15 protein-coding genes are annotated in these 13,786 nt (G+C 73.3%); 13 read left to right on the forward strand and 2 right to left on the reverse strand.

The window, feature by feature from the left end; all coding sequences use genetic code 11:
• Positions 1 to 122: 122 nt before the first annotated feature.
• The 13 genes from uraD (at position 123) to CHF16_RS22905 (ending at position 12,772) form a co-directional block, all read left to right on the forward strand.
• Positions 123 to 587, forward strand: coding sequence for a 2-oxo-4-hydroxy-4-carboxy-5-ureidoimidazoline decarboxylase (gene uraD / locus CHF16_RS22845; RefSeq protein WP_245869046.1), 465 nt, complete (start codon positions 123 to 125; stop codon positions 585 to 587).
• Positions 584 to 895 carry a hydroxyisourate hydrolase gene (gene uraH / locus CHF16_RS22850; protein ID WP_089328150.1) on the forward strand — a complete coding sequence of 104 codons (312 nt, stop codon included), beginning with the start codon at positions 584 to 586 and terminating at the stop codon, positions 893 to 895. Before uraD ends, uraH begins: the two co-directional genes overlap by 4 nt.
• Positions 896 to 1,759, forward strand: coding sequence for a factor-independent urate hydroxylase (gene pucL / locus CHF16_RS22855; RefSeq protein WP_089328151.1), 864 nt, complete (start codon positions 896 to 898; stop codon positions 1,757 to 1,759).
• Between the two features lie 14 nt (positions 1,760 to 1,773).
• Complete coding sequence (locus tag CHF16_RS22860) at positions 1,774 to 2,652, forward strand: FAD binding domain-containing protein (protein ID WP_089328152.1); 879 nt, start codon at positions 1,774 to 1,776, stop codon at positions 2,650 to 2,652.
• A complete protein-coding gene (locus CHF16_RS22865; protein WP_089328153.1) occupies positions 2,652 to 3,134 on the forward strand; it encodes a (2Fe-2S)-binding protein in 483 nt (160 codons plus the stop codon). Before CHF16_RS22860 ends, CHF16_RS22865 begins: the two co-directional genes overlap by 1 nt.
• A complete protein-coding gene (locus CHF16_RS22870) occupies positions 3,131 to 4,486 on the forward strand; it encodes an 8-oxoguanine deaminase (protein WP_179271654.1) in 1,356 nt (451 codons plus the stop codon). The genes CHF16_RS22865 and CHF16_RS22870 overlap by 4 nt, the downstream gene beginning before the upstream one ends.
• Positions 4,487 to 6,895, forward strand: a complete 2,409-nt coding sequence (pucD, locus tag CHF16_RS22875; RefSeq protein WP_179271655.1) for a xanthine dehydrogenase subunit D — start codon at positions 4,487 to 4,489, stop codon at positions 6,893 to 6,895.
• An 8-nt stretch (positions 6,896 to 6,903) separates the two neighbouring features.
• Positions 6,904 to 7,707, forward strand: a complete 804-nt coding sequence (locus CHF16_RS22880) for a hydroxypyruvate isomerase family protein (protein WP_089328154.1) — start codon at positions 6,904 to 6,906, stop codon at positions 7,705 to 7,707.
• The gene (gene allB / locus CHF16_RS22885) at positions 7,692 to 8,984 is read left to right on the forward strand and encodes an allantoinase AllB (RefSeq protein ID WP_089328155.1); all 1,293 of its coding nucleotides are present in this window, start codon (positions 7,692 to 7,694) and stop codon (positions 8,982 to 8,984) included. Before CHF16_RS22880 ends, allB begins: the two co-directional genes overlap by 16 nt.
• The gene (gene alc, locus CHF16_RS22890; RefSeq protein ID WP_089328156.1) at positions 8,981 to 9,967 is read left to right on the forward strand and encodes an allantoicase; all 987 of its coding nucleotides are present in this window, start codon (positions 8,981 to 8,983) and stop codon (positions 9,965 to 9,967) included. Before allB ends, alc begins: the two co-directional genes overlap by 4 nt.
• Before the next feature lie 156 nt (positions 9,968 to 10,123).
• Positions 10,124 to 11,479: an alpha/beta hydrolase gene (locus CHF16_RS22895; protein ID WP_089328157.1), complete on the forward strand. Its 1,356-nt coding sequence runs from the start codon at positions 10,124 to 10,126 to the stop codon at positions 11,477 to 11,479.
• A gap of 79 nt (positions 11,480 to 11,558) precedes the next feature.
• Positions 11,559 to 12,458 (forward strand): hypothetical protein, encoded by a 900-nt coding sequence (locus CHF16_RS22900; RefSeq protein ID WP_089328158.1) that lies wholly within the window; start codon positions 11,559 to 11,561, stop codon positions 12,456 to 12,458.
• A 44-nt stretch (positions 12,459 to 12,502) separates the two neighbouring features.
• Complete coding sequence (locus CHF16_RS22905) at positions 12,503 to 12,772, forward strand: hypothetical protein (RefSeq protein WP_089328209.1); 270 nt, start codon at positions 12,503 to 12,505, stop codon at positions 12,770 to 12,772.
• A gap of 65 nt (positions 12,773 to 12,837) precedes the next feature.
• Here CHF16_RS22905 and CHF16_RS40420 read toward each other — a convergent pair whose 3' ends face one another.
• Complete coding sequence (locus CHF16_RS40420) at positions 12,838 to 13,074, reverse strand: DUF397 domain-containing protein (protein ID WP_179271656.1); 237 nt, start codon at positions 13,072 to 13,074, stop codon at positions 12,838 to 12,840.
• 84 nt (positions 13,075 to 13,158) lie between these two features.
• Entirely contained in the window at positions 13,159 to 13,773 is a 615-nt protein-coding gene (locus tag CHF16_RS22915; RefSeq protein ID WP_089328159.1) for a TetR family transcriptional regulator, read from the reverse strand.
• Between the last annotated feature and the right edge of the window lie 13 nt (positions 13,774 to 13,786).

Genomic DNA, 13,786 nt, shown 5'->3' on the forward strand with positions numbered 1-13,786 from the left:
CAGTCTCATAGGGAACGCAGCCTCATATGGAGGAACCTACAAAACGCCGCGCGCGGCCGGGAGCACAGTTCGGACGTCCTGTGCCTCGACCCGCCGGCGGGGGCGTGTGTGTACTGGCAGGCGTGGAGCTGAGCGAGGCGGATCTGGCGGCGTGCTGCGCGTCCCGCCGGTGGGTCGCGGCCGTCGGCGGGCACCGGGACCCGGCGGCGCTGCGCGCGGCGTCGCGGCGGGCGCTGGACGAGCTGGCCTGGGCCGACATCGAGGAGGCGCTCGCGGCGCACCCGCGCATCGGGGAGCGGGCGGGCGGCGGCGGGCGCGAGGCCGGCTGGTCGCGGGGCGAGCAGTCCGGGATGGACGGCGCGGCGGCCGAGCTGCGCGAGGCGCTCGCCGAGGGCAACCGCGCATACGAGGAGCGCTTCGGGCATGTGTTCCTGATCCGCGCGTCGGGAAGGTCGGCCCTGGAGATGCTCGCCGAACTGCGGGAGCGGCTGCGGAACGACCCCGAGACCGAGCGCGCGGTCGTCCGGAGGGAGCTGGCCGAGATCGTCGACCTGCGGCTGGCGAAGCTGGTGAAGGAGTCCCGATGAGCCTGTCGACGCACGTGCTGGACGCGGCGCGGGGAGCACCCGCGGCGGGCGTCGCCGTCCGCCTCGACCGGCGCGACGGGGACGGCTGGACCGTCCTGGCCGAGGCCCGCACCGACGGCGACGGCCGGATCCGGGAGTGGGACGCGGAGCCGGGACAGGGCGTGCACCGGCTCACGTTCGACACCGCCGGCCTGTCGGAGTTCTACCCCGAGGTCACCGTGGCGTTCACCGTCGACGACCCGGGACGGCACTACCACGTCCCGCTGCTGATCAGCCCGTTCGCGTACTCGACCTACCGGGGGAGCTAGATGGCCGTCGTCCTCGGACCCAACCGCTACGGGAAGGCGGAGACCCGCGTCGTCCGCGTGACCAGGGACGGCGGCACGCACCGCCTCAAGGACGTCAACGTCAGCGTCTCGCTCTCCGGCGCGATGGACGAGGTGCACCTGACCGGCGACAACGCGGCCGTGCTGCCGACCGACAGCCAGAAGAACACCGTGTTCGCGTTCGCCAAGCGGTACGGCATCGGCGCGATCGAGGAGTTCGGCCTGCTGCTCGCGCGGCACTTCACCGCGTCGCAGCCCGCGGTCGCGCACGCGCGAGTCGAGATTCACGAGTACGGCTGGCGCCGCATCTCGGGCGGGCACTCGTTCGTCCGGGACGGCGGCGAGGTCAGGACGGCACTGGTGCACCACGACGTCGGCGGCACCGGGACCGTCGTGTCCGGCCTCACCGACCTCGTCGTGCTGAACTCGACCGGCAGCGAGTTCCACGGGTTCGCGCGGGACGAGTACACGACCCTCGAACCGACCCGCGACCGCGTCCTCGCGACCGCCGTCACCGCCCGGTGGCGCCACCGCGGCACGGAGGCTGCCTGGGACGACTCGTACGCCGCCGCCCGCGATGCCTTGCTCAGCGCGTTCGCCGAGACGCACAGCCTGTCGCTCCAGCAGACCCTCTACCAGATGGGCCGCGCCGTCCTCGACGGCCAGGACGGCGTCTGCGAGGTCAGGCTGGCGCTGCCGAACAAGCACCACTTCCTGGTCGACCTGGAGCCGTTCGGCCTGGAGAACGACAACGAGGTCTACTTCGCGGCGGACCGCCCGTACGGGCTCATCGAGGGCGCGGTCCTCACCGACGACGCGCCGGACGCCCCGTCCGCCTGGAACTGAGGGACCCTGGAGACATGGACTTCCTGCGACCGCTGACCTGGGAGGACGCGCTGGCCGCCAAGGCGGCGCGGCCGGGCGCGCGGCCCGTGCAGGGCGGCACCGACGTGATGGTCGAGATCAACTTCGACCGGGACCGGCCGGAGGCGCTGCTCGACCTGACCCGGATCCGCGCCCTCACCGAATGGGACACGGCGGACGGGCGGCTGCGCGTCGGCGCCGGCGTCCCGTACGCGCGGCTGATCACCGAGCTGGGCGGGCGCCTGCCCGGCCTCGCGCAGGCGTCCCGGACGGTCGGGTCGCCGCAGATCCGCAACCGGGGCACCGCCGGCGGCAACCTCGGCGCCGCGTCGCCCGCCGGGGACGCCCATCCGCCGCTGCTCGCCGGGGACGCGGTGATCGAGGTCGAGTCGGCGGCGCGCGGCGTCCGGATGATCCCGGCCGGGAGCTTCTTCACCGGGGTGAAGCGCAACGCGCTGGAACCGGACGAGCTGATCCGCGCGTTCTGGGCGGCGCCCGCGTCCGGCCCGCAGTACTTCTCCAAGATCGGCACCCGGAACGCGATGGTGATCGCCGTGTGCTCGTTCGCGCTGGCCCTGCATCCCGGGGAGCGCCGCGTCGGCACCGGCCTCGGCTCCGCCGCGCCGACCCCGCGCCGCGCGCCCGAGGCCGAGGCGTTCATCTCCGGCGAGCTGGACTGGGACGGCCGCCGCCCGCTCCCGGAGCCGGCGGTGCGGCGGTTCGGCGACCTGGTGCGGGACGCGGCGTCCCCGATCGACGACGTCCGGGGGACGGGCGCCTACCGCGGGCACGCGCTGTCGGTGATGGCGCGCCGCACCCTGACCTGGGCCTGGGACGAGTACCGGGCGGGAGCGAACGGAAGGAGGGCGTCCTGATGCGCGTGAACCTCACCGTGAACGGGTCGGCGGAGGCCGTGGACGACGTGTGGGAGGGCGAGAGCCTCCTCTACATGCTGCGCGAGCGGATGGGCCTCCCCGGCTCCAAGAACGCCTGCGAGCAGGGCGAATGCGGCTCCTGCACCGTCTACCTGGACGGCGTGCCGGTGTGCGCGTGCCTGGTCGCGGCAGGGCAGGCGGAGGGACGCGCCGTCGTCACCGTCGAGGGCCTCGCCGAGGGGCCGCCCGGCGGCGAGCGGCTCGACCCCGTCCAGGAGGCGTTCGTGGAGGCGGGCGCCGTCCAGTGCGGCTTCTGCACGCCGGGGCTGATCGTCCAGTCGCACGACCTGCTCGCCCGGAACCCGGCGCCGAGCGACGCCGAGATCCGCGAGGCGCTCGCCGGGAACCTGTGCCGCTGCACCGGCTACGAGAAGATCCTGGACGCGGTGCGCCTCGCCGCGCGGCGAGGGGCCACCTCATGATCATCGAGAACGCGCACGTCGTCACCGTCTCCGGGGAGGAGTACCCGGACGGCCACATCGTCGTCGACGGCGACCGCATCACCGCCGTCGGCCCCGGCAGCGCCCCCGATGGGGCTCTCGGCGCCGAGCATGAGCGGATCGACGCCCGCGGCTGCCTCGCCACCCCCGGCCTGGTCAACACCCACCACCACCTCTACCAGTGGGCGAGCCAGGGCATGGTCACCGACGGCACGCTCTTCGAGTGGCTGACCACCCTCTACAAGCCCTGGTCGAAGATGGACGCCGAGGTCGCCGCGGGCGCGGCGACCGCCGGGCTGGCGTGGCTCGCCAAGTCGGGCTGCACCACCTCCACCGACCACCACTACCTGTTCCCCAAGGGGCGCGGCGACCTGTTCGCGGCGGAGATCGAGGCGGCGCGGGAGGTCGGCGTCCGGTTCCACCCGTGCCGCGGCTCCATGGACCGGGGCGCGTCGCAGGGCGGCCTGCCGCCGGACGAGGTCGTCGAGGACCTCGACACGGTCCTCGCCGCGACCGCGGACGCGATCGACCGGTACCACGACCCGTCGCCCGGCTCGATGCTGCGCGTCGCCGTCGCGCCCTGCTCGCCGTTCTCCGTCTCCCGCGACCTGCTGGTGGAGTCGGCGCGGCTGGCCCGCGACAAGGGCGTCCGGCTGCACACCCACCTCGCGGAGACCGTCGACGAGGAGGAGCACACCCGCGAGCAGTTCGGCATGACGCCCGCCGAGTACATGGACTCGATCGGCTGGCTCGGCCCCGACGTGTGGCTCGCGCACTGCGTCCACCTGCACGACACCGACGTCAAGCGGCTTGCCGAGACCGGCACCGGCACCGCGCACTGCCCCAGTTCGAACGCGCGGCTCGGCGCCGGGATCGCCCGCGTCGCGGACCTGCTGGCGGAGGGCGCGCCGGTAGGTCTCGGCGTCGACGGCTCGGCGTCGGCGGAGCTCGTCCCGCTCGCCGGCGAGGTGCGGCAGGCCCTGTACATGCAGCGCGCCCGCTACGGCCCGGCCGCGCTGACCGCCCGCCAGGCCCTGGAGATGGCGACCCTCGGCGGCGCCCGCTGCCTCGGCCGGGAGGACGAGATCGGCGCGCTCGAACCCGGCAGGCTCGCCGACATCGCGCTGTGGCGGATGGACGGCTTCCGGGCGGCGATCGACGACCCGGTCGTCGCGTTCGCGTTCGGCCCGGTCCCGCCGCTGCACCGCCTCATCGTCGGCGGCCGCACCGTCGTGGACGGCGACGCCCTCGTGACCGTCCCGCAGGACGAGGCGGCGCGGCGGGGCGCCGACGCCCACCGCCGCCTGATGCGACTCGCGGAGGAGGTGCTCTAGATGCGGTCACCGTCCGGCAAGGCGTTCCCGTCCGGCAAGGCGTCACCGTCCGGCAACGCGTCACCGTCCGGCAAGGCGTCACCGGTGAGGAGCCCCGGACACGTCGCCGCGCCCGGCATCGGCGGGGTCGGGGAGAGCCCGCTGCGGCCGGACGGGACGCTCAAGGCCACGGGCGAGTTCGCGTACGCGTCCGACCTGTGGATGGAGGGCATGCTGTGGGGCGCGACGCTCCGCAGCCCGCACCCGCGCGCGCTGATCCGGTCGATCGGCGTCGGCGCGGCGCTCGCGCTGCCCGGCGTCCGGGCCGTCCTCACCCACGCCGACGTGCCCGGCCGGAAGATGTTCGGCATCGACCACACCGAGGACCAGCCCGTCCTCGCGATCGACCAGGTCCGGCACCAGGGCGAGCCGGTCGCGCTCGTCGCCGCCGACCATCCGGAGACGGCGCGGCGCGCCCTGGAGCGGATCGCCGTCGAGTACGAGGTGCTGGAGCCGATCACCGACCCGCGCGCCGTGGTCGCCGACCCGGAGCGGCTGAAGGTCCAGGACCGCGGCGGCATCACCCGCCACCAGCCCGTCCGCGTCGGCGACGTGGACGCCGCGAAGGCCGCGGCCGACGTGGTCGTGTCGGGGGAGTACGAGGTCGGCATCCAGGACCAGGCGTTCCTCGGTCCGGAGTCGGGCCTGGCGATCCCGTCCGAGGACGGCGGCGTCGACCTGTACGTCTCCACCCAGTGGATCCACAACGACCTCAAGCAGATCGCGCCGTGCCTCGGGCTCGCCGAGGACCAGGTGCACATGACGCTCGCGGGCGTCGGCGGCGCGTTCGGCGGGCGCGAGGACCTGTCGATGCAGATCCACGCCGGGATGCTCGCCCTGCACACCGGCCGGCCGGTGAAGATGTCGTACGACCGGTACGAGTCGTTCTTCGGGCACGTCCACCGGCACCCCGCCCAGATGCGCTACGAGTACGGCGCCACCTCCGAGGGGAAGCTGCTCTACGCGGACGTCGAGATCATCCTGGACGGCGGCGCGTACACCTCGTCCACCATGAACGTCGTCGGGAACGCGGCGTCGCTCGGCGTCGGGCCGTACGAGATCCCCAACATCCGGATCGACGGGTACGGCGTCTACACCAACAACCCGCCGTGCGGGGCGATGCGCGGGTTCGGCGCCGTCCAGGCGTGCTTCGCCTACGAGTCGATGATGGACAAGCTGGGCGCGGCCTGCGGCCTCGGGCCGCTCGAGATCCGCCGCCGCAACGCGGCCGGTCAGGGGTCCAAGCTCGCGACCGGGCAGGTCATCGAGTCGCCCGCGCCGCTCGCCGAGATGCTGACCCGCCTGGAGGCGATGCCGCCGCCGCCCGCCGCCGACCGCTCCGACCTGCGCAACCTGCCGGGCGGAGTGGCGCAGACGACGCACGGCGAGGGCGTCGTGCGCGGCGTCGGCTACGGCGTCGGGATCAAGAACATCTGCTTCTCCGAGGGCTTCGACGACAAGTCCACGGCCCGCGTCCGGCTGGAGGTCATCGGCGGCGAGGCGACCGCGCTCGTCCACACGGCGGCGGCCGAGGTCGGGCAGGGGCTCGTCACCGTCCAGGCGCAGGTCGCGCGGACCGAGCTGGGCGTCCAGCGGGTCACCATCGCCCCGGCCGACAACGGGGTCGGCGACGCCGGCTCCTCCAGCGCGTCCCGCCAGTCGTACATGACGGGCGGCGCGGTGAAGGCGGCCTGCGAGGCGGTGCGGGCGCGGCTGCTCGCGCTCGCCGAGCGGCGGCTCGGCCGCACCGGCCTGAGCGTCGCCGGCGGGAAGATCGTCGAGGGGGCGGGCGGGGTGCTCTGCGCCATCGAGGACGTCCTCGGCTCCGACGCCATCGAGGAGATCCGCGAGTACCACCACCGGCCCACCGCCCGCATGGACCCCGTCACCGGGCAGGGCCGCAGCCACACCCAGCTCGCGCTGTGCGTGCACCGGGCCGTCGTCGACGTGGACGTGGAGCTCGGCCTGGTCAAGGTCGTCGAGCTGGCCGCCGTCCAGGACGTCGGTAAGATCATCAACCGGCTGTCGCTGGAGGGCCAGATCCACGGCGGCTCCGCGCAGGGACTCGGCCTCGCCGTGATGGAGGAGATCGTCGTGGCGGACGGGCTCGTCCGGAACCCCTCGTTCACCGACTACCTGATCCCCACCATCCTCGACATGCCGCCCATGCGGCTGGACATCCTGGAGTACCCCGACCCGGAGGCGCCGTACGGGCTGCGCGGCGCGGGCGAACCGCCGACGCTGTCGTCCACGCCCGCCATCGTCGCCGCGATCCGGGACGCGACGGGCCGCGACCTCACGCGCGTCCCCGTCCGGCCGGAGCACATCGTCCGTCCCGAGCAGAGCGCTCGGGCCGAGCAGACCGTCTGAGGAGCGCCATGACGCGACGGTTCGCCGTCAACTGCTCGATCCTGTTCACCGAGCACCCGCCGCTGGAGCGCCCGGCGGCGGCGCGCGCGGCGGGCTTCGGCGAGGTCGAGTTCTGGTGGCCGTGGAACGGCGAGCCCGAACCGTCCGCCGCCGACACCGACGCGTTCTGCCGGGCGATCGAGGACGCGGGTGTGCGGCTCATCGCGCTGAACCTCTACGCGGGCGACATGGCGGCGGGGGAGCGGGGCGTGCTGTCCGACCCGTCCCGCGTGGAGGAGTTCCGCCGGAGCCTCGACGCGCTGCTGCGGGTCGCCGAGCGCACGGGCGCCCGGTCGTTCAACGCGCTCTACGGGCAGCGCCTCGGCGGCGCGGACCCCGCCGAGCAGGACCGGGTCGCGACCGAGAACCTCGTCCACGCCGCCGGACGGGTCGGCGAGATCGGCGGGACGCTGCTCATCGAGCCGCTGGCGCGCGGCCTCAACGGCGCCTACCCGCTGGAGACGGCCGCCGACGCCGCAGGGGTGGTGGCCCGCGTCCGCGACGCGGGCGCGCCGAACGTCCGGATCCTGTACGACACCTTCCACCTGGCGACGAACGGCGACGACCTGGAGAAGGCCGCGCGGGCGCACGCCGCCGGCATCGGGCACGTCCAGATCGCGGACGCGCCCGGCCGGGGGCGCCCCGGCACCGGCCGGATCGACTTCGGCCGGGTCTTCGCCGTCCTCGACGACATCGGGTACGGCGGCCGGATCTCCCTCGAATACGTGCCGCGGGGGCCCTCGGCGGAGGAGTTCGCGTGGACGACCTCCTGATCAGGTCGCGCCGCGCCGTGCTGCCGGACGGCGAGCGCCCCGCCGCCGTCTCCGTCCGCGGCGGCCGGATCACCGCGGTCTCGCCCTACACGGCCGGCGTCCCCGCCGCCGCCTCGGTCGACCTCGGGGACGTGGCGCTGCTGCCGGGCCTGGTCGACACCCACGTCCACGTCAACGAACCGGGCCGCACCGAATGGGAGGGCTTCACCACCGCGACCCGGGCCGCCGCCGCGGGCGGCGTCACCACGCTCCTCGACATGCCGCTCAACGCGCTCCCGCCGACCGTCGACCCGGCCGCCCTCGCCGCCAAGCGCGCGGCCGCCGAGGGCGCCTGCGCCGTGGACGTCGGCTTCTGGGGCGGTGCCGTCCCCGGCAACCTGGCGTCGCTGCGCCCGCTGCACGACCTCGGCGTGTTCGGGTTCAAGTGCTTCACGTCCGACTCGGGCGTCCCGGAGTTCCCGCCGCTGTCCGGGACGGAGATGCGGGCCGCGTTCCGGGAGATCGCCGCGTTCGGCGGGCTGGTGATCGTGCACGCCGAGGACCCGGCGCGGCTCAGCCCCCCGCAAGGCGGCGGCTACGCCGAGTTCCTCGCCTCACGGCCGCCGTCGGCCGAACGGCTCGCCGTGGAGCGGGTCGTCCGGCTGGTGGAGGAGACCGGGGTGCGCGCCCACATCCTGCACCTGTCGGCCGCGGACTGCCTGGACGTCCTCGCCAAGGCACGGGCGGACGGCCTTCCCGTCACCGCCGAGACCTGCCCCCACTACCTGGCCCTCTCCGCCGAAGAGGCCGACGGGACCGCCTTCAAGTGCTGCCCGCCCATCCGCGACGCCGTTAACCGCGAACTGCTCTGGCAGGCCCTCGCGGACGGCGTCATCTCCTGCGTGGTCACCGACCACTCGCCCTGCACGCCCGAGCTGAAGCAGGGCGACTTCGTGACCGCCTGGGGCGGCATCTCGTCCCTCCAGCTTGGCCTGCCCGTCGTCTGGACGGCCGCCCGGGAACGAGGCCACGGCCTTCACTCGGTCGTGCGCTGGATGTCCGAGGCGCCCGCCGCGCTCGCCGCCGTCCCCGGCAAGGGCGGCATCGCCCCCGGCAACGACGCGGACCTGGTCGCCTTCGCCCCCGACGAGACGTTCACCGTCGACCCGGCGGCCCTCCACCACCGCCACCCCGTCACCCCCTACGCGGGCCGGACGCTCACCGGCGCCGTCCGGACCGCCTGGCTGCGCGGCGAGCCCACCGGCCGCGGGCGCCTGCTCCACCGGGAAGAGAGATGACCGACTTCACCGCGCTTCCCGACCTGGCCGTCCGCACGCTCGGCGGCTCCGTGGTCGCGGCGAGCGACGAGTCCTTCGCCGCCAAGGAGAACCTCGTCAACCCGTGGGCCCCGGCGTTCTCCCCGGAGACGTTCGGCCCGAAGGGGCAGCTCTACGACGGCTGGGAGACGGCCCGCCGCCGCTCCGGCGGCCACGACTGGGCGCTGGTCAGGCTCGGGCTGCCCGGCGTCGTCCGCGGCGTCGTGGTCGACACCGCCTGGTTCAAGGGCAACTACCCGCCCCGCGCGTCCGTGGAGGCGTGCGCCGTGGACGGCTACCCGGCGGACCTGTCCGGCGCGGACTGGGTGGAGATCGTCCCGGAGAGCCCCCTGGAGGGCGACACCGCGCACTCCTTCCCGGTGGACGCCGAGCGGCTGTTCACCCACGTCCGGCTGAACATGTTCCCGGACGGCGGCATCGCCCGGCTCCGCGTCCACGGCGAGGTCGTCCCCGACCCCCGCCTCCTCGCCGGGCTCACCGTCGACCTCGCCGCCCTGGAGAACGGCGCCCGCGTCACCGAGTGCTCGGACATGTTCTACTCCTCGCCCGACAACATGCTGTTCCCCGGCCTGGCCCGCAACCAGGCCGAGGGCTGGGAGACGGCCCGGCGCCGCGACGGCGGCCACGACTGGGCGGTGGTACGGCTCGCCGCGCCCGGCGTGATCCGGCTCGCCGAGATCGACACCGCGAACCTGAAGTTCAACGCCCCCGGCTCGGCCGCCCTGCACGGCCGCGACGCCGCCGGGGACTGGCACCCCGTCCTGCCCCGGACGGACCTGCTCCCCGACACCAGGCACCGCTTCCGCGTGACGTCGCCCGAGGTCACGCACGTCCGGCTCGACATCCACCCGGACGGCGGCATCGCGCGGCTGCGCCTCCTGGGCGACCTGACCGAGGCCGGCGCCCGCGCGGTCGAGGGCCGCTGGAACGCCCTGAAACATTAGGCAAACCATTGACGGCCGCCAGGTATCTGCCTAAATTCTGAGCACCCGTCGCCCCTGCACTCCCCTTCACTCCCGTTCGCGGCCAGATGTTCGACAAATTCCTGACGCCCGCTACGCCCACATCCATTTATTGAGCCCGGCCCAGGAGGAACCCCCATGAAACGACTCCAGGCAGGTGCGCTCGCCGCCGTCCTGGCGGCGCCCTTGGCCCTCACCCCGGCGGCCCAGGCGTCCGCCGCCCCCGCGCACTACACCGGGACGCTCCCCGACGGCGCCACCTGGATCGCCGACGTCCCGGCGCACTGGAACGGCACGCTCGTCCTGTTCAGCCACGGGTTCGGGCCCCTCACCCCGGCCGACCGCCCGAGCGAGGCCGCCGGGAAGGCCCTCCTCGACCGCGGCTACGCGCTCGCCGGCTCGTCCTACGACCCGAACGGCTCCCTGTGGGCCCTCGGCAGCGCCGTCCGCGACCAGATCGGCACCCGCGACGCGCTCGTGAAGCTCATCGGCCGCCCCCGCCGCACCCTCGCGCTCGGGCAGTCCATGGGCGGTCTCGTCAGCGCCGAGCTCGCGGAGACCCGCGCCGTGGACGGCGTCCTCACGGCCTGCGGCATCGTCGGCGGCGGCGTCGACCTGAACAACTACCAGCTCAACGCGGGCCACACCATCGCGACGCTCCTCGCGCCCTCCGAGGAGATCAAGCTGACCGGCTACACCTCGCCCGAGCAGGGCGTCGCCGCCGGGACCCAGCTCACCGCGGCCGTGACGGGCGCCCAGTCCACCCCGGCCGGCCGCGCCCGCATCGCCCTGGCCTCGGCCTTCCTCAACCAGTCGTCCTGGTTCGACGGCGACTCCCCGCCCGCCCGCCGCGACTACGCCGCGCAGGAACTCCAGCAGTACCGGTGGCTCTCCTCGGGCGTCCTGACCTTCATCTTCAGCGGCCGCTACTCGATCGACCAGGCCGCGGGCGGTGACAGCGCCTGGAACAAGGGCCTCGACTACGCCCGCCTCCTGCGCACGTCGGCGAACTTCCGCCAGGTCAAGCACCTCTACCGCGAGGCCGGCCTGAACCTGGGCGCCGACCTCGCCGCCCTGTCCGCGACCGCGGACAAGCGGGTCGAGCCCGCGCCCCTGGCCTGGCTGACCCGCACGTCCGAACCCACGGGCCGGCTGACCGTACCGAACCTGACCATCCACACCATCTCCGACCAGCTCGTGCCGGTCGAGCACCAGAGCGAGTACGCCCGAACCGTCCGCGCCGCGGGCCGCACCCCGCTCCTGCGCCAGGCGTACGTCAAGCGCACCGGCCACTGCAACTTCACCGCGTCCGAGTACGTGGCCTCGCTCCAGGCATTGGAGAAGCGCGTGGAGACCGGTCACTGGCCCGGCACGACCGCGAAGTCCCTGAACAAGGCCGCCGCGTCCCTCAGCCTGGATTCCGCGGCCTTCACCCCGTACCGCCCGGCCCCCCTCGTCGTCCAGCCCGCCCGCCCGCGCACTACCCGACGGTAACAGAGAGTGAGATCAATCACACAGCGAGTCATCCAATAGTGAAACTATCCAACGGTGATCGCAAAGTAACGTTCCGTGCATGGTCACCGCAGAACACGAGTCCCCCATAAAGATCATCCGGGACCATCCCGAGGTCATCGTCCAACTCCTGGAGGTCGCCTTCGACATCAAGGTGTCCGCGGACGCCACGATCAGGTCGGCGAGCGAGGCGTGCACCCAGCTCGCCCCGACCGCCTACACCGCCGACAACGTCGTGGAGATCTACGAAGGCGCCTCCACCGAACCGACGCTCAGCGTCGTCGCCGAGACCCAGCGGGGAGTGGACGCCAGGAAGCACCGCAGCTGGCCGCTCTACGTCGCCGAGCAGTTCGCCAAGACCCTGCGTCCGTGCTACCTGGTCGTCATCTCGCCCAGGCGGTCGGTGGCCGACTGGGCGCGGCAGCCGATCAAGCTCGGCCATCCGGGGTTCGACCTCACGCCCCTGGTGGTGGGTCCGGGCACCGGCCCGCTCATCACGAGCACGCACCAGGCCGCGCGGATGCCGGAGATGACCGTCCTCAGCGCCCTGGCCAACGTAACGCCCCACACCAGGGAGTTCAAGGAGATCACCCATGCCGCCCTGGCCACCATCGACAACCAAAATGAGAAGAGCGGCGAGCTATACACTGACATGGTGATGGCCGTGCTCTCGAACGCCGCCAAGCAGATCCTGGAGGAGTACGTGACCACCGGTACCGCGGACTACAAGTTCAAGAGCGAGCCCTTCCTCCGCCACCGCGCCGAAGGCAGGGCCGAAGGCAAGGCCGAGGGCAGGGCCGAGGGTGAGGCCGAAGCGCTTCTGGTGATCCTCGAAAATCGTGGTGTGGGTGTGTCCGGCGCCGCGCGGGAGCGGATTCTGGCCTGCCGCGACGAGTCGGTGCTGCGGGAGTGGCTGCGTCGTGCGCTCACCGCGACGTCGGTCGACGAGCTGTTCCGCTGACGGCCGCTCAACGCGAGGGAGAGCGGAACGTGTCGGAGGGATACGTGGCCACCGGTACCGAGGAATACAGGTTCAGGAGCGAGCCCTTCCTCCGCCACCGGGCTGAAGGCAGGGCTGAGGCCTGGGCTAAGGCCTATGCCGAGGGCAGGATCGAAGGCATGGCCGAGGCGCTTCTGCTGGTGCTCGAAGGTCGCGGTGTGAGGGTGTCTGATGCCGCGCGGGAGCGGATTCTGGCGTGCCGCGACGAGTCGGTGCTGCGGGAATGGTTGCTGCGGGTCGGCATCGTGGCATCGGCCGACGAGTTGTTCGGCTGACTGTCCGCTCCGCGCTTGAGGAGCTGAACCGGCGTCCCCGGGGGTGGGGACGCCGGCGGGGGGCGTCAGTGGGTCTCGGTGGGGTCTTCTTCCAGGAGGTCGTCGAACTCGCCGTCCTTGACGCCGGCGATGAAGGCGTCCCACTCGGCCTCGGTGAAGTAGAGGATCGGGCCCTCGGCGTTCTTGGCGTCGCGCATCACGACGGCCCTCTCACCGAAGTCCTTGTGCTGGACGGGGACGTCCTTGCCATCGATGAACTCGATGATGACCCCGTCGCTGAGGATCGGTTCCTGCTCGGTCACTGGCACACCTTCTTCGTCCTGGCTCCTGTCGGGTTCAAGGCTAGTGCGGAAGGGGCCCGCGCCACACGGTAACCGTGCGGACGCTCAGGGGTCGATGAGGAGGCGGGCGGCGGTGATCTCCAGCCGGGACTGGATCTCCTCGGCGGTGGCGTTGCCGCGCAGCATCTCGATCATCTCCATCGTCCAGATGCCGGACAGCGCGCGGGCGGCGAGCCGGCGCGGGTCGTCGGCGGGGATGTCCTCCGGGGGGCCGGACGCGGCGCGCAGCAGCAGCCCGCTCATCCGCTCGCCGAAGTCGGTCTTGACGTCGGACAGCAGCAGCGAGCGGATCAGCGCCTCGGCCAGCTCCGGCTCGCGCATGAGGCCGCGGGTGGCGCGCATCAGCACCTCGACCGCGCGCTCCGGCGCGGTGCCGCCGCGGGGCGGGCGGCGCTCGATGCTGCCCTCGAGGAGGTCGAGCTCCTCGCTGACGACGGCGACGACCAGGTCCATCTTGGACGGGAAGTAGCGGTACAGCGTGCCGAGCGCCACCCCGGCCCGCTCGGAGACGGTGCGCATCTGCATCGCCTCGATCCCGCCGCGCGACGCGAGCGCCGCGGCGGCCTGCACGATACGCTTGCGCCGCTGGTGCTGGCTGCGGGAGCGCACGCCCTGCCCCGCCGGCTGACCGTCCCCGGTCACTGTCGGCTCTGCGGTCACAGTCGCCTTCCCT

This window comes from Actinomadura meyerae (assembly GCF_900188445.1).
Lineage (GTDB): Bacteria > Actinomycetota > Actinomycetes > Streptosporangiales > Streptosporangiaceae > Spirillospora > Spirillospora meyerae.